Origin of the sequence: Brachybacterium paraconglomeratum (assembly GCF_003994255.1) — a bacterium.
GTDB classification, from domain to species: Bacteria; Actinomycetota; Actinomycetes; order Actinomycetales; family Dermabacteraceae; genus Brachybacterium; species Brachybacterium conglomeratum.
This window is the reverse complement of sequence record NZ_ML133864.1, coordinates 1-23,223: the sequence shown is the minus strand read 5'-3', so window position 1 is coordinate 23,223 and position 23,223 is coordinate 1. Positions and strand designations below refer to the sequence as shown.

General features: G+C 74.8%; 19 protein-coding genes and 1 rRNA gene. 5 read left to right on the top strand and 15 right to left on the bottom strand.

Features of this window, described 5'->3' with window-relative positions; translation table 11 throughout:
* Nucleotides 1-66 precede the first annotated feature (66 nt).
* Nucleotides 67-816 (top strand): dihydrofolate reductase family protein, encoded by a 750-nt coding sequence (locus DS079_RS16010; RefSeq protein WP_126988791.1) that lies wholly within the window; start codon nucleotides 67-69, stop codon nucleotides 814-816.
* A gap of 45 nt (nucleotides 817-861) precedes the next feature.
* Here the strand turns inward: DS079_RS16010 and DS079_RS16005 are convergent, their stop codons facing one another.
* Complete coding sequence (locus DS079_RS16005) at nucleotides 862-2,217, bottom strand: alpha/beta hydrolase family protein (RefSeq protein WP_126988790.1); 1,356 nt, start codon at nucleotides 2,215-2,217, stop codon at nucleotides 862-864.
* Between the two features lie 124 nt (nucleotides 2,218-2,341).
* Here DS079_RS16005 and msrB point away from each other — a divergent pair, with 124 nt between their 5' ends.
* From msrB to DS079_RS15990, 3 genes are read left to right on the top strand one after another with little or no spacing between them, the layout of a single operon-like run.
* On the top strand, nucleotides 2,342-2,782 hold the full coding sequence (gene msrB / locus DS079_RS16000) for a peptide-methionine (R)-S-oxide reductase MsrB (protein WP_010552382.1): 441 nt from the start codon (nucleotides 2,342-2,344) through the stop codon (nucleotides 2,780-2,782).
* Nucleotides 2,783-2,832: 50 nt separating this feature from the next.
* On the top strand, nucleotides 2,833-3,462 hold the full coding sequence (locus tag DS079_RS15995) for a DUF3000 domain-containing protein (RefSeq protein WP_010552383.1): 630 nt from the start codon (nucleotides 2,833-2,835) through the stop codon (nucleotides 3,460-3,462).
* Nucleotides 3,459-4,817 (top strand): ribonuclease D, encoded by a 1,359-nt coding sequence (locus tag DS079_RS15990; RefSeq protein ID WP_164736298.1) that lies wholly within the window; start codon nucleotides 3,459-3,461, stop codon nucleotides 4,815-4,817. The genes DS079_RS15995 and DS079_RS15990 overlap by 4 nt, the downstream gene beginning before the upstream one ends.
* A 2-nt stretch (nucleotides 4,818-4,819) precedes the next feature.
* On the opposite strand, the gene DS079_RS15985 is transcribed toward DS079_RS15990, so the two are convergent.
* The 13 genes from DS079_RS15985 to DS079_RS15925 all read right to left on the bottom strand — a co-directional run bounded on the left by DS079_RS15985 (nucleotide 4,820) and on the right by DS079_RS15925 (nucleotide 20,134).
* Nucleotides 4,820-5,890, bottom strand: coding sequence for a GNAT family N-acetyltransferase (locus DS079_RS15985; RefSeq protein WP_126988789.1), 1,071 nt, complete (start codon nucleotides 5,888-5,890; stop codon nucleotides 4,820-4,822).
* A gap of 63 nt (nucleotides 5,891-5,953) precedes the next feature.
* Nucleotides 5,954-6,622, bottom strand: a complete 669-nt coding sequence (locus tag DS079_RS15980) for an NUDIX domain-containing protein (protein ID WP_126988788.1) — start codon at nucleotides 6,620-6,622, stop codon at nucleotides 5,954-5,956.
* Nucleotides 6,623-6,687: 65 nt separating this feature from the next.
* Nucleotides 6,688-8,493, bottom strand: coding sequence for a CTP synthase (locus DS079_RS15975; RefSeq protein ID WP_010552386.1), 1,806 nt, complete (start codon nucleotides 8,491-8,493; stop codon nucleotides 6,688-6,690).
* 11 nt (nucleotides 8,494-8,504) lie between these two features.
* Nucleotides 8,505-9,560, bottom strand: coding sequence for a glycosyltransferase (locus tag DS079_RS15970; protein WP_126988787.1), 1,056 nt, complete (start codon nucleotides 9,558-9,560; stop codon nucleotides 8,505-8,507).
* Nucleotides 9,560-11,395 (bottom strand): murein biosynthesis integral membrane protein MurJ, encoded by a 1,836-nt coding sequence (murJ, locus tag DS079_RS15965; RefSeq protein ID WP_126988786.1) that lies wholly within the window; start codon nucleotides 11,393-11,395, stop codon nucleotides 9,560-9,562. The genes DS079_RS15970 and murJ overlap by 1 nt, the downstream gene beginning before the upstream one ends.
* On the bottom strand, nucleotides 11,392-12,270 hold the full coding sequence (locus DS079_RS15960; RefSeq protein WP_126988785.1) for a hypothetical protein: 879 nt from the start codon (nucleotides 12,268-12,270) through the stop codon (nucleotides 11,392-11,394). Before DS079_RS15960 ends, murJ begins: the two co-directional genes overlap by 4 nt.
* Nucleotides 12,267-13,334, bottom strand: a complete 1,068-nt coding sequence (locus DS079_RS15955; protein ID WP_126988784.1) for a copper transporter — start codon at nucleotides 13,332-13,334, stop codon at nucleotides 12,267-12,269. Before DS079_RS15955 ends, DS079_RS15960 begins: the two co-directional genes overlap by 4 nt.
* A gap of 15 nt (nucleotides 13,335-13,349) precedes the next feature.
* Nucleotides 13,350-14,522, bottom strand: a complete 1,173-nt coding sequence (steA, locus tag DS079_RS15950) for a putative cytokinetic ring protein SteA (RefSeq protein ID WP_126988783.1) — start codon at nucleotides 14,520-14,522, stop codon at nucleotides 13,350-13,352.
* Nucleotides 14,519-16,237 carry a DNA repair protein RecN gene (recN, locus tag DS079_RS15945; RefSeq protein ID WP_126988782.1) on the bottom strand — a complete coding sequence of 573 codons (1,719 nt, stop codon included), beginning with the start codon at nucleotides 16,235-16,237 and terminating at the stop codon, nucleotides 14,519-14,521. The genes steA and recN overlap by 4 nt, the downstream gene beginning before the upstream one ends.
* An 11-nt stretch (nucleotides 16,238-16,248) precedes the next feature.
* Nucleotides 16,249-17,193 (bottom strand): NAD kinase, encoded by a 945-nt coding sequence (locus tag DS079_RS15940; protein WP_053917743.1) that lies wholly within the window; start codon nucleotides 17,191-17,193, stop codon nucleotides 16,249-16,251.
* A gap of 3 nt (nucleotides 17,194-17,196) precedes the next feature.
* Complete coding sequence (locus tag DS079_RS15935; RefSeq protein ID WP_126988781.1) at nucleotides 17,197-18,081, bottom strand: TlyA family RNA methyltransferase; 885 nt, start codon at nucleotides 18,079-18,081, stop codon at nucleotides 17,197-17,199.
* On the bottom strand, nucleotides 18,078-19,106 hold the full coding sequence (locus DS079_RS15930; protein ID WP_126988780.1) for an HAD-IIA family hydrolase: 1,029 nt from the start codon (nucleotides 19,104-19,106) through the stop codon (nucleotides 18,078-18,080). The genes DS079_RS15935 and DS079_RS15930 overlap by 4 nt, the downstream gene beginning before the upstream one ends.
* A complete protein-coding gene (locus DS079_RS15925; protein WP_126988779.1) occupies nucleotides 19,103-20,134 on the bottom strand; it encodes a hypothetical protein in 1,032 nt (343 codons plus the stop codon). Before DS079_RS15925 ends, DS079_RS15930 begins: the two co-directional genes overlap by 4 nt.
* Before the next feature lie 1,237 nt (nucleotides 20,135-21,371).
* Here DS079_RS15925 and DS079_RS15920 point away from each other — a divergent pair.
* A complete protein-coding gene (locus DS079_RS15920) occupies nucleotides 21,372-22,799 on the top strand; it encodes an MBL fold metallo-hydrolase (RefSeq protein WP_126988778.1) in 1,428 nt (475 codons plus the stop codon).
* 148 nt (nucleotides 22,800-22,947) lie between these two features.
* On the opposite strand, the gene rrf is transcribed toward DS079_RS15920, so the two are convergent.
* Nucleotides 22,948-23,064 (bottom strand): 5S ribosomal RNA (gene rrf / locus DS079_RS15915).
* Nucleotides 23,065-23,223 lie beyond the last annotated feature (159 nt).

Here is a 23,223-nt window from a genome sequence, read left to right as displayed (position 1 = left end):
GGTTCCCCGGTGCGCGATGATCGAGGACACACCTCTGCCCTCCGTGCCCTGTGCGAAGGAGTCCCCGTGCACCTGCTGCTGCGCGACGGCGCCCTGCTGTCCTCCCCCGTGCCCGTCCCGGCCGACGCCGAGGGCGCCCGCGCGCTCGCCGCGCTGTACGCCGCCCCGGAGCTCCCGCCGGGCGCGGTGCACGTGCGCGCGATGATGACCACCACGATCGACGGCGCGATCGCGGGGGCCGACGGGACCTCCGGCTCGCTCCACGACCCCGACGACTCGTTCCTCTTCTCCGTGCTGCGGGCGCTCGCCGACGTGGTGCTCGTGGGGGCCTCGACCGTGCGGGCGGAGGACTACCGCAGCGTGCGCGGCCGCGAGGACCTGCTGCGGCCCTCCCTCCGGCCCGGCGGCGCCCCGCGACCTGCGCTCGCGATCTGGTCGCGCAGCGGGGAGCTGCCGGACTACCTCGACCCTGATCAGCCGACGTATCTGCTCACCCCGTCGGCCGGGGCGAAGGACGCCGCGCGCCGCTCGGGCCTGCCCGCCGCGCAGGTGCTCGCCGCCGACTCCCCGCAGGAGGCGGTCGAGGCGCTCGCCGCCCGGGGGATGCGGCTGATCCAGGCCGAGGGCGGACCGTCGGCCCTCGCCCGGCTGGCGGAGGCGGAGCTGCTGGACGAGCTGTGCTTCACCACCGCGCACCGCACCGTCGGCGGCCCCTCCCCGCGGGTGCTCGACGGCGCCGCGCACGAGACGCGCTGGACGCTGGAGTCCCTGCTGCTGGGCGAGGGTGCGACGCTGTCGCGCTATCGGCGGGCCTGAGCACCCCCGGTCGGGGCGCGACCGGGGCCCGCAGGGCTCGAGCGCTCAGAGACGCAGCCCGATCGACCCCTCGAGCGCGGGCGCGGCCGGATCGCGCACCGGCACCTCGAGCGCGGCGGCCTGCTCCCCGAGACCGAGCGCATCGCCGAGGAAGTCGGCCAGCAGCCGCTCGTACCGGGCGGGATCGCGGTTCCACTCGCGGGTGTGGGAGGCGCCCTCGAAGGGCTCGAACTCGATGAGGTCCGGCCGGAGCGCGGCGAGATGACGGCTCGGGGCGGGGGGCACCGTCGCATCGTCCAGCGCGTGGAAGAGGAGGGTGCGGTGGCGCAGGTGACGGCCGTAGTAGGCGGGCGTCATCTCGTGCAGCGCCAGCGGCTCGTGCAGGCGCACCATCCGCGCCCCGATGCTCGAGGTCATCATCCACAGCGCGAGCCGTCGCATCGGGGCGGGGGCCTTCAGCGCGGTGGCGTGGTAGACGAGGATGTCCTGCCAGTCCACGGCCGGGGAGTCGAGCACGAGGGCCGCGATGCGGTCGCGGTGTGCGGAGCGGACGGAGGTGCGCAGCACGATCCCGCCGCCCATCGACCAGCCCACCAGCACGAGGCGCCGGGCGCCCTGGGAGACGGCGTACTCGATCGCGGCCTCGGCGTCCTCCCATTCGGCCGAGCCCAGGTGGTGCATCCGGTCCGCGGAGGCGGGGGCGCCGGCGTCGTTGCGATAGGTGATCGCGAGGCTGGTCAGCCCCAGCCGGTGCAGCAGCGGGATCACGCGCAGCGTCTCGCCGCGGGCGGAGCCGTGGCCGTGCACGAGGATCGCCCAGGTGTCCTCCTGACCCGGCACGGATCCCGCGGCCTCGTCGGGCCGTACGAGCCAGGCAGGCATCGGGCCGACGGGGGAGCTGATCTCCACCTCCTCCGTCTCCAGCCCGTGCGCCGTCTGCGGCGTGCCCGCCCAGAAGAAGCCGTTGGACTTCGCCCGGTCCACGCGCAGCGGCTCGGCGGTGTCCTCGACCAGCAGCGGACGGGAGACCGTCGTGGGCGTGGGGCGGCCGTCGACCGGCCCGAGCCGCACGTGCACGGTCCCGCCGGACTGGCGCAGCGCCATCAGGCCGTCACGGCGCGTGGTCGCGGAGGCGTCGAGATGCACCCGGTCGGGGTGGACGGCGCGGACGGTGACGTCGGGCCGTCCGCGCAGGCTCTCCCGCGGCACCAGCGGCAGCCGCGCCATCACCCGGGCGCCGACGGTCAGCAGCCCTGCGCTGAGCGCGAACGCCCCGACGGCGCCGGTGACCCCGTAGCCCGCCACGTGGGGCCATCGGGCCTGGTCGGGGCGTGCGGACAGCAGCCGCTCGCGAAGGGGCACAGCCGTGGCCGGGCGGTTCCGGGAGGGGTCGCACGTCATATCGCCCATCCTATCGACGCACTAGCATCGACCCTGAGAACACCCGTCCGCACCGGCGGCGACGAGCCCGTCCCCGCCGGTCCGCGGCCCCAGGCGGCGCCAGGCGCCGCAGAGCGGAGGCATCATGTCCACCGAGCCCATCGGCACCCGTCCCTACCCGGTCGCGATCAGCGAGGAGGAGTGGCGCGAGCGTCTCTCCCCCGCCGAGTACCAGGTGCTCCGCCAGGGCGGCACCGAGCGCCCCGGCACCGGGGAGTACGAGGAGGTGCGTCCCGCCGGCACCTACGCCTGCCGCGCCTGCGGCGTCGAGCTGTTCACCGCCGAGACCCAGTTCGATGCCCACTGCGGCTGGCCGGCGTTCTACGCGCCGAGCGACTCCGACGCCGTGGAGCTGCTCGAGGACACCTCGCTCGGCATGCGCCGCATCGAGGTGCGCTGCGCGAGCTGCGGCTCGCACCTCGGCCACGTCTTCGAGGGCGAGGGCTTCCCCACCCCGACCGACCAGCGCTACTGCATCAACTCGATCAGCCTGCTGCACAGCGACGACGGGGCCGACCGCGGCTGACCCCGGCGCGCCTGCCGGGCGGGCGGGCACGCCGGGGATACCCTCCCTGCGTGTCCGTCCATCGAATCCGCACCGGCGACGACACCTTCCGCGCCGCCATCGACGCCATGACCAGCGCTCCCCATCGCCCGGAGTTCACATGGCGCACCATCCCGGCGCCGTCCCGGATGGCGCCCTCGACGTGGGCCTGCACCGGGGAGATCCTGGTCCATGACGACGAGCTCGCCTCCGGTCGTCTGGTGGTCCTGCACGACCCGGCCGGCCAGGAGTCCTGGGACGGCACCTCGAGGATGGTCGCGCTGGTCCAGGCGCAGCTCGAGCCCGAGTTCGCGATCGAGTCGATGCTCGGCGACGTCGCCTGGTCCTGGGTGACCGAGTCCCTCGAGCTGCACGACGCCGACGCCCGGGAGCTCGGCTGCACGGCGACCCGCGTCGTCTCCCAGTCCTACGGCGCGCTCGCCTCGCGGCCCTCCACGGTCGACGTCGAGATGCGGGTGTCGTGGACGCCGGAGCCCTCCGAGGACGGCGACCTCGCCCTCGCCCCGCACTTCGCGGCGTGGACCGCGATGCTCGCCGCCGCCGGAGGGCTGCCCCCGGCGCCTCCACAGATCTCGGCGATCGCCCCCACCCACCATGCGCGAGCGCCCCGCACCGCGGAGGACGACGGGGAGCTGCGGTGAACGCCGCGAGCGACGCCTCCCCCGCCGACCCCGCCGATCACGCGGCGTCCCGCTCCCGCCGCCGCACCCGCACGCGCGGCCCTCGCCGCCCCCGCCCCCTCGAGACCACGGACAGCGCAGCCAGCACCCAGATGCCCCACGACACCGCCACCACGCCCGCCGCAGGACCCGATCTGCGCGACCTCACCGCACCCCGCGACGGACTCGTCCCCGTGATCGACCGGATCCAGCCGCTGCTGGCCTGGTGCGAGGCCGCGGCCTCCGATCCCACCGAGCCGGTCGCGGTGGACGCCGAGCGCGCCTCCAGCTACCGCTACAGCTCCCGCGCCTATCTGGTGCAGCTGCGCACCGAGGCGGCCGGGACCGCGCTGATCGACCCGCTGGCGTTCACGATGCCGGGCACGCTGCGCACCCTGCTGGCCGAGCGCGAGTGGGTGCTGCACGCGGCCGGCCAGGACCTGCCGAGCCTCGCGGAGCTGGGCCTGCACCCGGGCGGGCTGTTCGACACCGAGCTCGCGGCGCGGCTGCTGGGCATGGAGCGGGTGGGGCTCGGCGCGGTGGTCGAGGACACGCTCGGGCTGCGCCTGGCCAAGGAGCACTCCGCCGCGGACTGGTCGAAGCGGCCGCTGCCGGAGAGCTGGCTGGTCTACGCCGCGCTCGACGTCGAGGTGCTGGTCCAGGTGCGGGACGTGCTGGCGCAGCGCCTCGAGGAGGCCAGCAAGGCGGACTGGGCCGCTCAGGAGTTCGCCCACGAGCGCACCCGCGAGCACGGTCCCACCCGCTCCTCGAGCTGGCGGGGGCTGCACGGCCTGGGCGCCCTGCGCACCGTGCGGCAGCTCGCGGCGGCGCGGGAGATGTGGACCCGCCGCGACGAGCTCGCGAGCGAGGCGGACCTCTCCCCGCACCGGGTGATCAAGGACCGCGACCTCGTCGCCGCCGCGAAGGAGGCGCCGCGCGGGAGGGAGGCCTTCGACCGGGCGCTGCCGTCGAAGATGCGGCACAAGGACCGCTGGTGGCAGGTCGCCCGCTCGGGCATCGAGCTGCCGGCCTCGCACCTGCCGGAGCGCTCCGAGCGGTCCTATCCCCCGCCGCACAAGCTCTGGGCCAAGAAGCATCCCGAGGTGGCCGAGCGCTACCAGGTGGTGCGCGCCGCGGTGAACGAGCGCGCCGAGGATCTCGAGATGCCGCCGGAGAACCTCCTCCAGCCCGCGCTGCTGCGCCAGTGGGTGTGGGAGCACGAGGAGGCCGGAACCGAGGCGGAGGTCGAGCAGGCGCTGCGCGACCTGGGCGCCCGTCCCTGGCAGGCGGAGCAGTCCGCGCCGGTGATCCACCGGGCGCTCGTCGAGGCGCGCTGACCTCAGCGGTCGCTCGCGAGCATCCCGAACTCCAGGGTGCTCGTCCACTCGCCCTTGCTCCACCAGTCCTCGCGCAGGTGGGCCTCGCGCCGCATGCCGACGCGCTCTGCGAGACGGGCGGAGGCGGTGTTGCGCGCGTCCATGCGGGCGGCGACGCGATGCAGCCCGCTCTCCCTCAGGGCCAGGTCGAGCACCGCGCGCACCGCCTCGGTCGCCAGGCCCTGCCCGCCCGCGGCGGGATCGAGCACCCAGCCGATCTCGGCGACGAGGTGCGCGCGGTCGGTCAGCCACAGCGCCACGTCCCCGAGGACGCGTCCCTCGTGCTCGATCACCAGCGCGAGCGCGCCCTCGCCGGTGTGGAGCCCGGTCCGCGCGAGCCGCTCCTCGATCCTGCGCCGGGAGTCCTCCGGCGTCCACGGCTCCTCGAGCAGGTGGCGGGCGACGTCGGGGCGTGAGTAGATGGCCAGCAGCGCCTCCCGGTCCTGCTCGCGGTGGAGGCGCAGGCGCAGACGGTCCGTGTCGACGGGCAGGTCCATGGGGTGCGGCAGCTCCCGCACGAGGGTGAGCAGCTCGACCTCCTCCCCGGACGGGGCCGTGCCCGCGCCTCGGCCCTCGACGGCGAAGCCGGCGCCCGTCAGGAGCGCCTGGGAGGCGGTGTTGTCCGGCACGGTGCGCGCCCGCAGGCGCCTCAGGCCGCTGCCGGCGGCGAGCTCGGCGGCCAGCTCCACGGCGGCCCGGGCGAGCCCTCGCCCGCGATGGTCGGGATGCATCCAGAATCCGACCTCGGCCTCGGCGGCGGTGACGTCGAAGAGCACCAGGGACCCGGCGAAGGCGTCGGTGGCGGGATCGGCGATCGTGAGCACGGCGAGGTCGCCGCGGGCGAGCCCGGGCTCCACGGACTCGGCGATCATCGCGCGGACCGAGGCGGGGGTGTACTGCGTTTCGGGCAGGTGGGCGCGGGCGCGGACCGCGGCGTCGGCGGTGCCCTCGGCGTAGTCGGCGGCGTCCTCGGCGCGCATCGGGCGCAGACGGGCGCGGTCGGAGGCGAGCGGGAGCAGGTCGGGATCGAGCATGCCCTCGACCCTCACAGCAATGCTCCCCGGAGTCCAGGGGACCGCCGGCCGCCGACCGTCCTGTCAGGCCCGTCCGGGCCGCTCCATGAACGGCGCGTCGGCGGGTCGCAGCGAGACCGCGGGGGATCCACCGCCGCGCAGCGACTTCAGGGCGAGCAGGGCGGCGACCGTGGTGCCGTTGGTGATCCGGCCCTCGAGCACCGCGGCGACGGCCTCGCCCAGCGGGACCCAGCGGCTGATCAGCTCGGCCTCCTCGTGGACGCGCTCGAACTCCTCCTCGCTCTCGCGCACGCCCTCGGCGAGGTAGACCCGGATCACCTCGTCGCTGCCGCCCGGGCTCGGGCGGAGGTCAACCAGGGTGGACATCCGCACCGGCTCGCATCCCGCCTCCTCGGCGAGCTCGCGGGCGGCGGCGACGTGGGGCGGCTCGCCGGCGAGGTCGAGCAGCCCGGCGGGGATCTCCCACAGCCGGTGGCCGACGGGATGACGGTACTGGCGGATCAGCAGCACCCGGTCGGCCTCGTCCACGGCGAGGACCGCGACGGCGCCGGTGTGGCGGATGTACTCGCGGTCGAAGCGCACGCCCGGCGCGAAGTCGATGGTGTCGCGCACGAGGTCCCACACCATCCCCTCGTGCACCGTGCGGTGCGCGGCGACGGGGCGCTGGTCGGCCTCGTCGCGCAGCGGGTCCTCGCCGCCGTGCTGCGGGTGCTGGGTCGTGCCGTCGGTCATCGCCGCTCCGTCCTCGGTCGTCGCGGGCCGCCGGGAGGGGAGGTCCCGGCGCGCCCGCGCGGGTCTCAGTCCTGCTGGTCCTGGTCGTCCTCGCGCTCGGCGAGCTCGGGCACGGTCCCGTCGGGCTCCACCTCGAGCAGGCGGGTGGCCTTCTGGAGGTCGAGCGCCGCCCCGATCAGACCCGCGAACAGCGGATGGGCGCGGGTGGGGCGGGACTTCAGCTCGGGATGGGCCTGGGTGCCGATGTAGAACGGGTGCACCTCTGCGGGCAGCTCCACGAACTCGACCAGGGAGTGGTCCTCGGTCAGCTCGGAGACGCCGGAGATGCGCAGCCCCGCCTGCTCGAGCCGGTCGCGATAGGCGTTGTTGACCTCGTAGCGGTGACGGTGCCGCTCGGCGACCTCGGTGGTGCCGTACACCTCGGCGGCGAGGGAGCCCTCGGCGAGGGTGTGGTCGTACGAGCCGAGCCGCATGGTGCCGCCCAGGTCCCCGGCGCCGGAGACGATGTCCTCCTGCTCGGCCATGGTCGCGATGACGGGATGGGCGGTGTCAGGGTCGAACTCGGTGGAGTGCGCTCCCGTCAGGCCCAGCTCGGTGCGGGCGTACTCGATCACCATCGACTGCATGCCCAGGCAGAGGCCCAGCGCGGGCAGGCCGTGGGTGCGGGCGTGGCGCAGCGCGCCGACCTTCCCGTCCACGCCGCGCACGCCGAAGCCGCCGGGGACGACGATCGCGTCGACGTCCGCGAGCTGCTCGCGGGCCCCGTCCTCGCTCGCGCACAGGTCCGACTCGACCCAGCGGATCGTGACCTTCGCGCTGTGGTGGAAGCCGCCGGCGCGCAGCGCCTCGGTGACCGAGAGGTACGCGTCGGGCAGGTCGACGTACTTGCCGACCAGGGCGACGGTCACCTCGTAGGCGGGGTGCTGGACGCGGCGCAGCAGCTCCTCCCACTGGCTCCAGTCCACGTCGTGGCTGAGCAGGTCCAGGCGCCGGATCGCATAGGCGTCCAGGCCCTCGCCGTGCAGCACGAGCGGGATCTCGTAGATGGAGGGGGCGTCGGCGCAGGTGACGACCGCGTCGATGTCCACGTCGCACATCGAGGAGATCTTCGACTTCACGGAGGCGGGCAGCGCCCGGTCGGCGCGCAGCACGATCGCGTCGGGCTGGATGCCGATGCTGCGCAGCGCGGCGACGGAGTGCTGGGTGGGCTTGGTCTTCAGCTCCTGGGACGGGCCGATGAAGGGCACCAGGGAGACGTGCACGAAGAACACGTTCTCGCGGCCGATGTCCTGGCGGACCTGGCGCGCGGCCTCGAGGAAGGGCTGGGACTCGATGTCGCCGACGGTGCCGCCGACCTCGGTGATGATCACGTCCACGTCGTCACCGGCCTGGGAGCGCATCGACTCCTTGATCTGGTTGGTGATGTGCGGGATGACCTGCACGGTGTCGCCGAGGTACTCGCCGCGGCGCTCCTTGGCGATCACGGTGGAGTAGACCTGGCCGGTGGTCACGTTCGCGTTCGCGGAGAGGTTCTCGTCGAGGAACCGCTCGTAATGGCCGATGTCGAGATCGGTCTCGGCGCCGTCCTCGGTGACGAACACCTCGCCGTGCTGGAAGGGGTTCATCGTGCCCGGGTCCACGTTGAGGTACGGGTCGAGCTTCTGCATCGTCACGCGCAGCCCGCGGCTGCGCAGGAGCATCCCGAGGGAGGAGGCGGTCAATCCCTTGCCGAGGCTGGAGACGACGCCGCCGGTGACGAAGATGTGCTTGGTGGTGCCCTCGTTGCGGAAGGGCTTGGCCGATGCGGCCGCCCCGATCCGGGGGATGGGGCCGGTGCCGGTCTGGGGTGCGCTCGCGCTCGTGTCTGCCACGGACGGCCAACCTACCATCGACGGGGTGCGGGGGCGAGGATCTCCTCGAGCTGGGCCAGGAGATCCTCGGCACGCGGGAGCTCGCGGGCCCGCCGCCGGGAGGCGGTCTCGGCGCGGCGCCGTGCGAGCGGGGCGCGGAGCGTGCTGACCGCCGCGGCGAGCGCCTCCGCGTCACCGACGGGGACCAGGTGCGCGGCCGTTCCGGTGACCCAGCGGGTGCCGCCGGCGTCGGTGGCGACGATCGCGCGGCCGGCCAGGAGCGCCTCCTGGAGGGCGACGGGCTGTCCCTCCCAGCGGGCGGCGGAGAGCACCAGATCGGCGCGGCGCAGCAGGTCGGGGACGTCCTGACGACGGCCGAGCAGGTCGACGGGGAGGTCCTCCGCGCTGATGCGGGCGGCGAGATCGCGCTCCAGCGGACCGTCGCCGGCGACGAGGATCCGCACCTCCTCGCCGCGCAGCAGCGCCGCCGCGTCGAGCAGGTCGTGCAGCCCCTTCTGCGGGGCGAGCCGGGCGATGACGAGGGCGACGAGGGCCACGGGCGTTCCCGGCCCGGTCGCCTCCCGGGCGCCGCTCCCGGCGCTCGCGGACCGCTGCTCCCCCACCTCCTCCGGGCGCCGCGGGGCGGGGATCACGGCGTGTCGCACGTCGCGCGCGCCGGCGCGGCGGGCGTCCTCGGCGAGGTCCGGGGAGACGGCGAGCACGGTGTCGGCCCGGCGGGCGAGGAGCCGCAGCAGCGCGGCGCCGATCGCTCGGGCGGGGACCCCGCCGACGGTGCGGTTGTGCAGGGTGACCACGAGCCGGTGCCCGCCCCGGCGGGGCACGGCCAGGGCGGCCAGGGCCCCTGCGCGCAGCCCGTGGGCATGGACGGCGACGGGCTCCCCGGCGCCGCGCACGATCCGGCGCAGCGCCGTCACGGTCGCGGCGTCGTGCCGGGGGCTGGGGCGCTCGCGGATCCGCACCGGCGCCTCGGCGACGCGTCGTCCTGCGCTCTCAAGCAGCGCGAGCTCCTGGTCGACGTGCGCGGCCAGTCCCCCGCTGGCGGTGGGGCGCACGAGCAGGACGCGCATCAGCCCGCCCTCCGCAGGCGTCGCAGCACGCCGACGGCGAGCTCCCGGTCCACCGCGCCGAGCACCGCGGCGGAGAGCACGGCCGCGACCAGCCCGCACAGGATGCCGTAGAGCACGGTGAGCACCTCGCCGGTGTCGACCGTGATCAGCAAACGGCCCAGCAGCAGTCCCGGCACCGCCCCGACGAGCACGGCGACGGGGACCGCGAGGGCGGTGCGGCGCACCTGGCGCTCGTGGCCGCCGTGCTCGAGCATGTCCCAGATGCGGGAGAGACCGACCAGGCCGCCCACCGCCATGCCGGCCGCGATCGCGAGGGCGAAGGCGGTGGCCGCCTCCGCGGCGGAGCGGGCGGGGCTGGGCAGCACCAGGACGAGCAGGGCGACCAGGGCGATGCCCCAGCCGACCGCGCCGACCATCAGCGCGTCCCGGGCGCGCAGCGCCGCGGAGAGGATGCGGGTGCACTGGGTCGCCACGGCGAAGCCGACCAGCCCGAGCGCGAGGCCCGCGGTCGCGGAGCCCACCCCGGTCGCCTCGGCCCGATCGATGTGGCGGAAGAACTGGCCGAGCGCCGGGCCGGCCGCGATGAGCATCGCCGCCCCGACCACGGACACGCCGATGACGGTGCGCACCGAGACGGCGGCGACACGGGCGAAGCCGGTGACGTCCCCGACCAGGCGCAGCTCGGACAGGTGCGGGAAGACGGAGGTCACCAGCGGCACCACCAGCACCGCGTAGGGCAGCAGGTAGAGCGCCTGGGCGTACTGGAAGACGGGCAGGGTGCCGACGCCGCCCGCGCGCATGGCCAGCAGCATCACCAGGGCGAGCACGATCTGCTGGGCGCCGACCGCGCCGAGCCCCGCGCCGCCGAGGGCGAGGGCGCACCGTGCGTGCGCGGCGGGCATGGTCAGCGCGGGGCGGACGCGCAGCCCCGCCCGGGCGGCGGCGATCGCGACGGGCAGCGCCATCACGACGACCCCGGCGGTGGTGCCCCAGCCGAGCCACTGCACGGCGGCGCCGTCGATGGTGGAGACCGTCGCGACCGACGGCACGAGCAGGGCGTAGACGCGATAGGACGCCATCACCACCAGCGAGGACAGCAGCGGCATCATCGCCGGCCACAGGAAGCGCCGCCGGGCCTGGAGGTAGGCGGCCAGCACCACGGAGATCCCGTAGAACGGCAGCTGGACCGCGAAGATCCGCAGCAGCGTCGCGCCGAGGCCGACGCCGGCCGCCCCGGTCTGGTCGGAGGCGAGCAGCAGCTGCGAGAGCGGCTCGGCGAGGGCGATCACGAGCGCGGCGAGGAGCAGGGTGCCGATCACCGTCCAGGTCAGCAGCGCCGAGACGATCCGGTCGGCGAGCGCCGCACCGGCGGGGACGGGGCGCGTCGGCGAGTCGGGCGAGAAGGCGCTCTGCGGCGACGCCGGTGAGGCCGGGGCCGGGGTCGTGGGCTCCGGCGTCGCCGTGGACGGCTCTGGGACCGCGGTCGTCCCGGCGGCGGGCGCAGGCACGGGCACGTCGGCCGTCCCCGCCGTCTCCTCGGGGTCCCGCTCGGGCACGAGGCCCGCGATGAGCGGCACGACGGCCGCGGCGAGCGCCCCGCCCGCGACGATCTCGAAGAGCACGTTGGGGAGCATGTTGGCGGTGGTGTAGGCGGTGCCCACGTCGCCGGCGCCCACGCTCGCGCCGAACACGAGATAGCGCACGAAGCCCGCGATCCGTGCGAACACGGTGACGATCAGGATGATCCCCGCGCCGCGCAGCACGGAGCGGGCGATGCGGCCGCTGCGGGGCGAGGGCGCGGGCCGTGCCTCCGGTGCGGTCCCGGTCCCGGTCATCGTGCCTCCTCCGCGTCGTCCGGGTCGCTGGACGACCTCGGCGGCTCCGACGGCGCGGCGGGCCCGTCGGTCGTCCCCGGGCCGGCGGAGCCGCCCACGGCGCGGGAGGGCACGGGCAGCCGGCCTGCGCGGTCCAGCGCTCGCAGCGCCGGGGTGCGGTCGATGACCGCGCTGAAGCTCACCTTCTCGCTGGCCAGGGTCAGCGCGACGACTCCGCCGAGCAGCGCGAGCCGGGCAGGCGCAGGGAGGGTGCGGGTCGCGGCGGCGCCCACGGCGGCGCCGAGCACGTTCGCACCCGCGTCGCCGAGCATGCCGTGCTCGCGCAGGTCCGCCGGCAGCGCGAGCGCCCCGGGCAGCAGTGCCGCGACGGCGAGCCGTGCACCGCTGCGGGCGCGCTCGTCCTGCCCTGCCGTGAGCGCGAGCAGGGCCGCGGGCGGCAGCACGGCCTTGAGCGCACGGCCGGGGCGGAGGTCGAGCAGGTTGGCGAGGTTCGCGCAGCCCGCCGTGAGCGCGGCGTCCACGGGGACCATCGCGCCGCCGCGCGGGGCCGGGCCGCCCGCCGCGGCGAGCAGCGCGAGGGCGGGGATGCCGAGCGCCTTCGCGGCACCCGTCGTCACCCGGCCGGAGCGGAGCGAGGCGAGATGGCCGCGCAGCCCCTTGGAGACCGGGCGGCCGGCGCGTCGCTGATGCGGCTCGAGCAGGTCGTCGAGCAGCCCGAGCCCGCCGATCCCGGCGAGCGCGAGGAGGTCCAGGGGGCGGCCCGTGCGCCGTGCGAGGGCGCAGGTGCCCGCGACCACGAGCGCGCCCTCGGCGAGGCTCACCTCGCGTCCGGCGAAGTTGGTGCGGGCGAGCTCGGCGCGCAGCGCGGCGATCACTCCGCTCCCCCGCCGTCGGACGGTGCGGCCCCGCCCTCGGTGCCGTCGCCCCCGGAGCCGTCGCCCTCGGTGCCGACCTCGGCGGTCTCGGGCAGGGCGGGGAGGCGCTCGGCGGCATCGGCCGTGGTGCCGTAGGCGCCGGAGCCGCCGCGGGTCTGCTCGACCAGCGCGAGCACGGACAGGACCGGGCCGTCGGGCTCCTGCAGCCGGTCCGTGGTCGACAGCGCGTCGTAGGTCGCCTCCCCGCGCACGGTGCGCAGGATGCCGGTGGAGGCGTCGTTGGCGGGTGTCACGGCGGAGACCACCGCGGGCAGGCCGGTCCCGGCGAGGGCGGTGAGCATGCTGGTGCGGGAGGCGAGCAGGCCCTGGGCGCGCTCGGCGGCGGCCTGGTCGTCGTCGGTGTCGACGGCGAGCTCCTCGGGGGCGGCGCTCGCGTGCACGACCCCGTCGACCGTGCCCGGCGCCCCGCCGTCCACGCTCACCATCCCGTGATCGATGAGCACCTGCCACAGCTGCCCGCGCAGCTCCTCGTCCAGGCTGTCGCCCTCGCCGCCGGCCAGCAGCTCGGGGATCAGCGCGGAGAGGCGCTCGGAGTCGGTGAGCTCCTCTCCTCCGACGGCCGTGAGCGCCTCGGGCGCGATCTGCTCCGCCGCGGCGACCGCGTCGGTCCGCGCCTGCTCCTGTCCCGGCTCCCACAGCGCGCTCTGCAGCTCGACGTGCACGGTCTGCTCGACGCCGGCCGCGTCCAGCAGCGAGGTGATCCGCTCGGTGGAGGCGCGGGTGGAGTCGTCGTCGGTGAGGATCGCGATCCGCTGCCCCTCGAGGGTGCCGTCCACGAGCTCCGGCCCGACCTCGGTGATGAACGAGGAGAGCTGGTCGTTCTCGCCGGCGAGCTGCTCGGCCTCGGTGCGCAGCTGCTCCTGCTCGGTGCGCAGCTGCTCGACCTGGCCGGCGAGCTGGTCGCCCAGGTTCTCGCGCAGCGGCCCGGCGCCGAGGACGATGCCGACGGCGAGCGCGAGGAACACGGAGATCAGCGAGACGAGGTGGTAACGGAAGTCGATCACGGGGTCGGGACCCTCCTACGACCCGGTGGCCCGGGGTGTGAACAGCGTGGTGAACCAGGACAGGAGCCCGTCGAGGCGGGCGAAGAGGATCTGCACGAGCGCCTGACCGCCCGGAGTGGCCCAGAGCGCCACGGCGAGCGCGGCCAGACCCGCCAGCGCCAGCAGCACGAGCTGGAAGGTGGAGATCCTCTGACGGTACAGGCGGGAGACGCCCTTCGCGTCGACGAGCTTGGAGCCGATGCGCAGACGTGTGAGGAAGGTCGAGCTCATGCCGGCACGGCCCTTGTCGAGGAACTCCTCGAGGGTGCCGTGGGTGCCGACGGCGACGATGACCGAGGCGCCCTTCTCGTCGGCCAGCAGCATGGCGATGTCCTCGCTGGTGCCCGAGGCGGGGAAGGAGACCGCGCCCTCGGCCAGCCCCAGCTCCGCCAGTCGCTCCATCCCGGGGGCGCGGCCGTCGCGATAGGCGTGGACGACGAGCTCGGAGCCGGAGCGCAGGGCCCGGTCGGAGACGGAGTCCATGTCGCCGATGATCATGTCGGGGCGGAACCCGGCCTCGAGCACCGCGTCCGCGCCGCCGTCGACCCCGATGATCACCGGGCGGTTCTCGCGCAGGAAGGGCTTGAGGGTCGCCAGGTCCTCCTTGTAGTGGTAGCCGCGCACCACGATCAGCACCGGCCGGCCGTCCATGCGCGTGGCGACCTCGGGCGCGCCGATCCCGTCCAGCAGCAGGTCCCGCTCGCGGAGCATGTACTCCATCGTGTTCTCGGCGAACAGCTCGAGCTGCTCGGAGAGCCCCTCACGGGACGCCTCCTGGGAGGCGGTGACGCTCGCGTCGTCCTGCCGGGCGCCCTCGGCGATCGGCTCCCCCTCGAGCAGCACCCACCCGTCCTCGACGGTGATCCGCTCCCCGTCGCGGATCCCCTCGAAGACCTCGTCCCCGAGGGAGTCGACGAGCACGATCCCGGCGTCGACGAGGATGCGCGGGCCCGCGTTGGGGTAGCGGCCGGAGGTGGAGGCGGCGACGTTGAGGACCGCGGCCGGCTCCCGCTCGACGAGCGCCTCGGCGGCGACCCGGTCGATGTCCTCGTGGTCGATGATCGCGATCTCGCCGGGGCGGAGGCGCTTGGTGAGGTCCTTGGTGCGCTTGCCGAGCCGGGCCACGCCCTCGGTGCGGGACGTGCTCATCGCTGCGTCCGTCCGGCCTCGTCCAGCAGCTCCTCGGCGTGGGCGAGGGCGACGTCGGAGGCGTCGTCCCCGGCGAGCATCCGGGCGAGCTCCCGGATCCGGCCCGGCCGGTCCAGGGTCTCCACGGTCGAGCTGGTCGCGCCGTCCTGCGAGGTCTTCACGATCTGCAGGTGGGTGGAGGCGTGCGCGGCGACCTGGGGGAGGTGGGTGACGACGATGACCTGGGCGTGGCGGGCCAGGCGTGCGAGGCGCTGGCCGACGGCGAGGGCGGCGCGCCCGCCGATGCCTGCGTCGATCTCGTCGAAGACGAACACGGGCGCGGCGGTGCGGTCGCTGCGGGAGGAGGCCAGCGCCACCTCGAGCGCGAGCATGACGCGGGAGAGCTCGCCGCCGGAGGCGGCCTGCGCGACCGGCAGGTGGTCGGCGCCGGGGTGGGGGGCGAGCAGGATCGCGACCTCGTCCCGGCCGTGTGAGCGGTGGGCGCGCCCCGTGACGTCGACCCGGATCTCCGCATCGGGCATCTCGAGGTGGCGCAGCTCCTCCTGGACCGCGCCGGAGAGGGCGCCGGCGGCCTCGGTGCGTGCCGCGGTGAGCTCCTCAGCGGCCGCGTCGAGCTCCGTCTCGAGCTGCTCGAGGCGGGCCGCGACGGTGCCGCGCTCCTCCTCCGCGCCCTCGAAGCGGTCGAGCTCCTGCGCCGCGGTGCGGGAGGTCTCGAGCAGGGTGGTGACGTCCTCGGCGGGGCCGTCCTGGCCCGGCAGCAGGGCGCCGAGGTCGCGCACCAGGACGGTCAGCTCGTGGAGGCGCTCGTTGGCCTCCTCGATGCGTCCGGGCGAGGCGTCGATCCCGTCGGCGTAGCTCGAGAGCTCTCCGGCGATGTCGGAGAGCTCGATCCGCAGCGCGTCGAGCCGTTCCGTGAGGGGGACGAGGGTGCCGTCGGTGCGTGCGGCGCGGGCGAGGGCCTCCCCCGCGATGTCGAGCAGGGATCCGGCGGCGGGGCCGTCGTCGTCGCCGACCAGGGCGAGCGCGGCCTGCCCGGCGGCGCCGCGGAGCTCCTCGGCGTTGCCGAGCCGTTCGATCTCGGCGCGCAGCGCGTCGTCCTCCCCCGCCTGGGGGTCGGCCTGCTCGAGCCGCTCCAGCGCCTCGGTGAGGACGGTGCCGCGGCGCTCCCGCTCGGCGAGCAGGGCGTCGAGCTCGGCGAGGCGCTCGGTGAGGGCGGTGCGCTCGCGCCAGACCGTGCGGTGCCGCTCGAGCAGCGGCTCGATCTCGGCGGCGCCGAAGCGGTCCAGGGCCTCGCGCTGGGCGTCGTGGTCGCGCAGACGCTGCTGGTCGGACTGGCCGTGCACGGTGACCGCGGTGCCCACCAGCCGGGCGAGGGTCCCGATCGGGACGGGGACCCCGCCGATCTGGGCGCGGGAGCGGCCGTCGCGGGTCAGACGGCGCACCACGAGCACCTCGCCGTCCTCCTCCTCGGCGCCGAGCTCGTCCATCGCGTCCGCGAGCTCCCCGTGCCCGGCGAGCGCGAGAGTACCGTCGACGGTGCTGGAGCCGCGGGTGCGGCCTCGGTCCAGGCGACCGCCCAGCAGCATGGTCAGGCCGGTGACGATCATGGTCTTGCCGGCTCCGGTCTCGCCGGTCAGGGCGGTGAATCCCGGCCCGAACTCGAGCAGGGCATCGTCGATCACGCCGATGTGGCGGATGCGCAGGGTGGACAGCACGGCGGCGCCCTTCAGCGGGTGCGCGGGCCGCGGCCCCGCCAGCCCACGACGGGCAGCTGGAACTTCTCGACCAGTCGATCGGCGAACGGGGTCGGGGCGAGGCGGACCAGGCGCACCGAGTGCTCGGAGAGCCGCGCCTCGATCCGCATCCCGGCCACGATGTCCTCCCCGCGGCGCCCGTCGAGGGTGAGGATCGCGTCCTCGCGGTTGTCCATGGTCATCTCGACGGCGATCTCGGAGGAGCGCCCCAGCACCAGCGGCCGGGCGAAGAGGGCGTGGGCGGCGAGCGGGATGAGCATCATCGCGTCGACCTCGGGCCAGATGACGGGACCGCCGGCGCTGAACGCGTAGGCGGTCGAGCCGGTCGGGGTGGACAGCAGCACCCCGTCGGCGCCGAAGCTCGAGACGGGCCGGCCGTCGATCTCGATCGCGACGTTGATCATCTTCTGCCGGTCGGCCTTCTCCAGGGACGCCTCGTTCAGCGCCCAGTGGTGCCCGATCTGCTCGTCGTGCTCGTCGAGGACGGCGATGTCCAGGGTGGAGCGCTTCTCGATCTCGTAGTCGCCGTCCAGGAGCCGGGCGACGGTGATGGAGAGGTCCTCGACCTCGCTCTCGGCGAGGAAGCCGACATGGCCGAGGTTCACGCCGTGGACGGGGATGTCGGCCTCGCGCACGGCCTCGAGGGCGCGCAGGATGGTGCCGTCGCCGCCGAGGACGATGCCGAGCTCGACGGCGTCCGCGGCCGAGACGGCGTCGAGCACGTCCACGCCGCCGTTGGTGAGGAAGGTCAGCAGGCGCGGCGGCGCCTCGTCCTCGGGCAGGGAGAGGATCTCGTCGACCTGCTCGTCGACGACCACCGCGCGCACGCCCCGGCGGCGCAGCTCCTCGAGGACCGTGAGCATGGCGCGCAGCGCCGCCCGACGTCCGGTGTGCACGTACAGGAGGAACCGTCGCATGGGTCAGTCCTCCTCGGGGGCGTTCTGGTCGCGGCGGCGCCGCGGGAGTGCCCCACCCACGGCAGACCCGATCATGTCATAGGCCTGCGCATCCGGCGTGCAGGACGAGCCGGGCGCGGTGGCCCCTGCAGCATGCGGCCGGACCGAGCGGGCGGGCCGCAGGTGCACGAAGTACTCGCGGTTGCCGTCCTGGCCGGGCAGGGCGCTGGGGCCGATGGCCGCGAGCTCGATCCCCTGCTCGGCGGCGGTCTCGACCACGCCCTCCACGGCGCGGATCCGGGCGGCGGGATCGGTGACCACGCCGGTGCGGGGCAGCGCCTGTTTCCCGACCTCGAACTGGGGCTTGACCATGAGCAGCAGCTCCCCGTGCTGCGCGGTCACGCCCGCGAGGGCGGGCAGGACGGTGCGCAGGGAGATGAAGGAGAGATCCGCGACGACGAGGTCGACGCGGGCGCCGAGCATGTCCGGGGTGAGGTCGCGCACGCTCATGCCGTCGCGCACCTCGACGCGGACGTCCTCGCGCACATGATCGGCGAGCTGGTCGTGGCCGATGTCGACGGCGATCACGCGATCGGCGCCGCGCCGCAGCAGCACGTCGGTGAACCCGCCGGCCGAGGCGCCCGCGTCGAGGCAGAGCAGGCCGCGGGGGTCGAGCTCGAGCAGGTCGAGGGCGCCGGCGAGCTTGTGCGCGGCGCGGGAGGCGTACTCGATGCCGTCGGGCACGTCGACGACGGTCAGGCGCGCCCCGTCGGGGACGGGGGCGGAGGGCTTGTCGGCTCGGCGCCCGTCGATCCGCGCACGTCCCTCCTCGACGATGCGACGGGCATGGGTGCGGGACCGTGCGAGGCCGGCGGCGAGCAGCGCGACGTCGAGCCGGTCCCCGCTCACCGGGCGGCGGCCGCGGCGGGCAGGGCGGTGGCCCCGTCGCGGCTCAGCAGGCGTCCCTGCCAGGCGTGCTCGGGATGGGTAGCGCGCAGCAGCGCGAGCACGGCCCGCAGCACGCGCGGGTCGTCGGCCTCGCCGTGGACGACGGCGATGTCCTCGCCCTCGCGGCGCACCGAGACGGCGCCGCAGCGGGCACCGTCCCCGTCGACGACGGGCAGCGGGAAGGGTGCGGCGATCCCGACGAGGTCCGGGGAGATGAACGTGGGGCGCCGGACCGGCTCGGCGTGCAGGGCGGTCTCGACCGTGTCGACGCCGGTGAGGACGAGCAGGGAGTCCATCCCGGCACGGACGGCGCCCTCGATGTCGGTGTCCAGCCGGTCACCGACCACGAGCGGGCGGCGGGCGCCGATCCGGGTCGCGGCGACGGTGAACATGCCCGGCTCGGGCTTGCCGGCGACCTCCGGCTCGGCGCCGGTGGCGTGGCGCAGCGAGGCGACGAGGGAGCCGTTGCCGGGGGCGAGGCCCCGCTCGGTGGGCAGGGTCGCATCGACGTTGGTGGCCATCCAGCGGGCCCCGCGGCGGATCGCGTAGGCCCCCTCGGCCAGGCGCGCCCAGCCGAGGTCCGGGGACCAGCCCTGGACCACGGCGACGACGTCCTCGGCATCCGTCTCGACGGGCTCGAGCCCGTCGGCGCGGAGCTGGTCGGCGAGGCTGGGTCCGCCGACGACGAGCACCTTCGCGCCGGGGGCGAGGTCCTCGGCGAGCAGGCGCGAGGCGACCTGCGGGGAGGTCACGAACTCCTCGGGGCTCGCCTCGAGGCCGATCACGGCGAGGTGGTCGGCGGCCTGCTGCGGAGTGCGGGAGGCGTTGTTGGTCGCGAAGACGACGGAGCGGCCCGCGGCGCGGGCAGTCTCGACCGCCTCGACGGCGTGCGGGATCGGCCGGGCGCCGTGCATGAGCGTGCCGTCGAGATCGAACAGCAGCGCGTCGTGGAGGTCCAGGAGCGAGGGGTCGGGCCGGCGGATCACGCGGACTCCTCCCGGGTCCCGGACTCCGGGGCGCCGGGGTCGTCGGCCACGTCGGCGCTCTCCGCCGTCACGGTCGCGTCGCCGGCCTCCGCGCCGTCGCCCTCGGTGTCTTCCGCGGCGCCGCTCTCGGCGACCTCCGCGTCGTCACCCTCGGCGACCTCCGCGTCGTCGTCCTCGGTGTCGTCCGCTGCCTCCGCCGCGTCGTCCGTTCCGTCGACGTCGTCGGTCTCGACAGCGTCGGCGTCCGCGCCGGCATCCACCGGGGCGTCGCCGTCCTCTGCGTCGTCGGCGCCGTCCTGCTCGTCCTGCGCGTAGGGGTCGAAGGCGTCGAGCACGCTGATCTGCTCGTCGCCCTCCAGGACGGGCGCCTCGGCGGGCGCGGGAGCCGGGCGGCCGAGACGCTCGGCGGCATCGGTGAGGCCCTCGGTGTCCGCGTCGGCGGCGAGCGTCATCCAGCGCCGCGCCTCGTCCTCGCGGTCCGCGCGCTCGAGCAGGTCGGCGTAGGCGACCCAGAGCCGCACCTGCCAGCGACCGTCGATCTTGTGCCGCAGGGCCGGGATCTCGAGCGTGCGCAGGGCGGTCTGGACGTCGCCGGTGTCGGCGTAGGCGCCGGCGACGACCATCATCAGCTCGATCGCGGACTCGACCCCGAGGGCGGCGGCCTCCTCCGAGGCGGCGATGTCCAGGGCGCGCTCGGGGCGGCCGAGGCCGCGCTCGCAGTCGGCGATCATCGGCAGCACATCGGTGCGCCCGGTGATGCGCATCGCGGTGCGCAGCTCACGGGAGGCGGTGCGGTAGTCGCCGGCGTGATAGGCGAAGATCCCGTAGACCTCGCGCACGATGCCGACGCGTCCGCCCAGACGGGCGGCGAAGCGCGCGTGGGCGAGGGCGGTCTCGGGGTCGCTGTCCTCGAGGAGGTGGGCGGAGACCAGATGGCGGCCGACGCGCTCCGCGGTCTCCTTGCTCAGGCCCCGCAGCTCCTCGTGGGTCTCCTTGTCGAGCTCGCGGCCGGTGACGCCCTCGGGCACGCGCGGCTCGATCGGCCGATCGGAGCGCTGCTCCTCGCCCGGACGACCGCTGCGACGGTCCTCACGGCGGCCTGCGTCCCGGCCCCGGTCGCGCGAGCCGCCCCGGCGGTCGTCGAAACGGTCCTGGCCGCCGCGGCGGTCCGGAGCGCCTCGACGGTCTCGGTCGTCGCGGCGCGGCCGATCATCACGGCGCGGCCGGTCATCACGGCGGGGCCGGTCGTCACGGCGCTGACCGGTGCCTCCGCGACGCTCCTCGCCGCTCCCCCGTCGGTCGCGGTCCTCGCGCCAGGGCCGATCGTCGCGGCGCGGCCCTGCGTAGCGGTCCCCGCGCTCCCCGCCCTGGGGGCGGTTCTCGCGCCATGGGCGGTCGTCGCGGCGAGCACGATCGTCGCGTCCGCGGGTGTCGTCGCGGCGCTCGCCCTCACGGCGCGGGCGGTCCTCCCGGTGCGGGCGATCCTGCCACCGTCCCCGGTCCTCGCGGTAGGGGCGGTTCTCGCGGCGGTCCGCGCCGTCGGTGCGGGGGCGATCGTTCCGACGCGGGCGGTCGTCCTGACGGGGGCGGTAGGGGCGGTCGCCGTCCCGGCGGGGTCCGCCCTCACGGCGTGCTCCTCCGTCGCGGGAGGGGCCTGTGTCGCGGCGGCCTCGAGGACCCCCGGCGCGGCCGCCGACGGACGCGCCGGATCGAGGCGTCGAGCCTCGCTCGTCCCGCCGCCGACCGTCACGACCCCAGTCGTCCCGGCCGCGGTCGCTCCCGTTGTTGCTGTGCTCAGCCACCTGGACCGCCCGCCTCTTCGTCTCGCCCTGTGCGCCCTATGCGTTTGTCTCCCGGCGACTCTAAGCCAGAGCACACCCTTGACCCTCGGGTAACGGCATCATCCGTGACTGCTTTCACGGGGCTCCCAGACTCCGGGAACCGACGGTGCTCGGGACCGCGAACCCGGCGCCGCCGCAGCGGCGTGCCGCACTCGTCCCGTCCCGCCCGCACCCGGCGCGCTGCCCGGAGCCCTCGCGTCGCGCACCGCTCGCCCCCTCCGCACCCGGCTCCCCGGACCACCGCTCGGCGCCGCGACGCACGCCCCTCCCTCTCCGCGATCCCCGCCGGTCCCCTGCGCGATCCCCGCCGGTCCCCCGCCGTGTGTCCCTCAGGAACGGGGCGTACCCTCGCGAGCGGGTGAGTCCTCCGCCATTATGGACGGCCCCGCCCTGTCACCGTGCCTCGCAGCCACCAGGAGGACCCGTGCTTCTCGAACGCCTCTACGACGAGGACCTCTCCCAGGCGAGCTATCTCGTGGCCTGCCAGGACAGCGGGAAGGCGCTCGTGGTCGATCCGCGGCGCGACATCGCTGACTATCTCGACCTCGCCCGGCATCACGGTCTGCGCATCGTCGCCGTGACCGAGACCCATGTCCATGCGGACTTCCTCTCGGGGACGCGCGAGCTCGCCGCGGCGACGGGCGCGACCGCCTATGTCTCGGGAGAGGGCGGCGAGGACTGGCAGTACGACTTCCCGGCCGAGCGCCTCCACGACGGCGACACGATCGAGCTCGGCGCGGTCACGATCACCGCCCGCCACACGCCGGGGCACACACCGGAGCATCTCTCGTTCCTCATCACCGACACCGCCTTCGCGCCGAGCCCCGGGTATCTCCTCAGCGGGGACTTCGTCTTCGCGGGCGATCTGGGGCGCCCGGATCTGCTGGACGAGGCGGCCGGTATGCAGGACACGCGCTTCGAGGGGGCACGGCAGCTCTTCGCCTCGCTGCGGGACGTGTTCCTCTCCCTCCCCGACCATGTCCAGGTGCTCCCGGGCCACGGCGCCGGGTCGGCCTGCGGGAAGGCCCTCGGGGCCGTGCCCTCCACGACGGTCGGCTACGAGCGGAGCTTCGCCTGGTGGGCTCCGCACCTCGCGGCCGACGACGAGCAGGGCTTCATCGACGAGCTCCTGGACGGACAGCCCGATGCCCACGCCTACTTCGGACGGATGAAGCGTCAGAACGTCCTCGGGCCGGCTCTGCTGGGAGAGAGGACTCTCCCCCGCCGCGTCGATGCCTCGGAGATCTCCTCAGGGATGGCCTCCGGAACGATCGCCCTCGTGGACACGAGGCCCGTCGCCGCGGTGCACGAGGGCATGGTGCCCGGTGCGCTCAGCATCCCCGCCCCGGGCAAGGCCGCCTCCCATATCGGCTGGGCCTTCGACCCGGAGTCCGACGACGCCGAGATCATCGTCCTCGCCCCGGACGCGGAGACCGCAGCGAGGATCCAGGACCATTTCGTGAGAGTCGGGATCGACGTGCTCGGCGGCTACGTGACCTCGCTGGAGGGTCTCCAGCAGAGCGTGCCTCAGCGCGTCTCCCCCGCGGATCTCGACCAGCTGCGCTCGAGCCGCCCGGAGGCCGTGCTGCTCGACGTGCGGAACAAGTCCGAACATTCCGCCGGGACCATCCCGGGTGCTCAGCAGCTCTCGGCCGGCAGGGCACTGTTCCATCGCGATCAGCTCCCCGCGCCCACCGAGGGCGCCGTGATCGCCTTCTGCCAGTCGGGGCTGCGCGCCTCCGTGGCCGCGAACGCTCTGCGACGAGCCGGTCATGAGGTGATCGAGGTCGACGGCAGCTACGCCGGCTGGTCCCGCTGGCAGCAGGAGGAGGCCGCGCCGGCACGCGGCTGAGCGACGAGCCCCAATGGCCGCAGAAGGCCCGTGACCGAGGAATCTCCTCGCTCACGGGCCGGTCTCTGTTCGCGGGCATGAAAAATGGGAGTGGAGGAGGCGAACACCCGAAAAGGGGTTCAAGCACTCCTCCACTCCCAGTGAAGATGTCCGGCGGCGACCTACTCTCCCACACCCTCCCGAGTGCAGTACCATCGGCGCGATCGAGCTTAGCTTCCGGGTTCGGAATGGAACCGGGCGTTTCCTCGACGCTATGACCGCCGTAACACGATGAGACACAACCAGCCACCCACCCGCACCAGAACCGGTGCCGGCAGCGGGGTTGTTCCCCAAGAACCGCACAGTGGACGCGAACACACACAGAGCAAACAACCAACACAAAGAATGTTGTTGTAAGTCATCGGCCATTAGTACCAGTCAGCTC

Excerpts from the sequence above, each read along its gene's own strand:
- DS079_RS16005 (WP_126988790.1), bottom strand. The coding sequence starts at position 2,217 with ATGACGTGCGACCCCTCCCGGAACCGCCCGGCCACGGCTGTGCCCCTT.
- msrB (WP_010552382.1), top strand. The coding sequence starts at position 2,342 with ATGTCCACCGAGCCCATCGGCACCCGTCCCTACCCGGTCGCGATCAGC.
- DS079_RS15985 (WP_126988789.1), bottom strand. The coding sequence starts at position 5,890 with ATGCTCGATCCCGACCTGCTCCCGCTCGCCTCCGACCGCGCCCGTCTG.
- DS079_RS15980 (WP_126988788.1), bottom strand. The coding sequence starts at position 6,622 with ATGACCGACGGCACGACCCAGCACCCGCAGCACGGCGGCGAGGACCCG.
- DS079_RS15970 (WP_126988787.1), bottom strand. The coding sequence starts at position 9,560 with ATGCGCGTCCTGCTCGTGCGCCCCACCGCCAGCGGGGGACTGGCCGCG.
- murJ (WP_126988786.1), bottom strand. The coding sequence starts at position 11,395 with ATGACCGGGACCGGGACCGCACCGGAGGCACGGCCCGCGCCCTCGCCC.
- steA (WP_126988783.1), bottom strand. The coding sequence starts at position 14,522 with ATGAGCACGTCCCGCACCGAGGGCGTGGCCCGGCTCGGCAAGCGCACC.
- DS079_RS15940 (WP_053917743.1), bottom strand. The coding sequence starts at position 17,193 with ATGCGACGGTTCCTCCTGTACGTGCACACCGGACGTCGGGCGGCGCTG.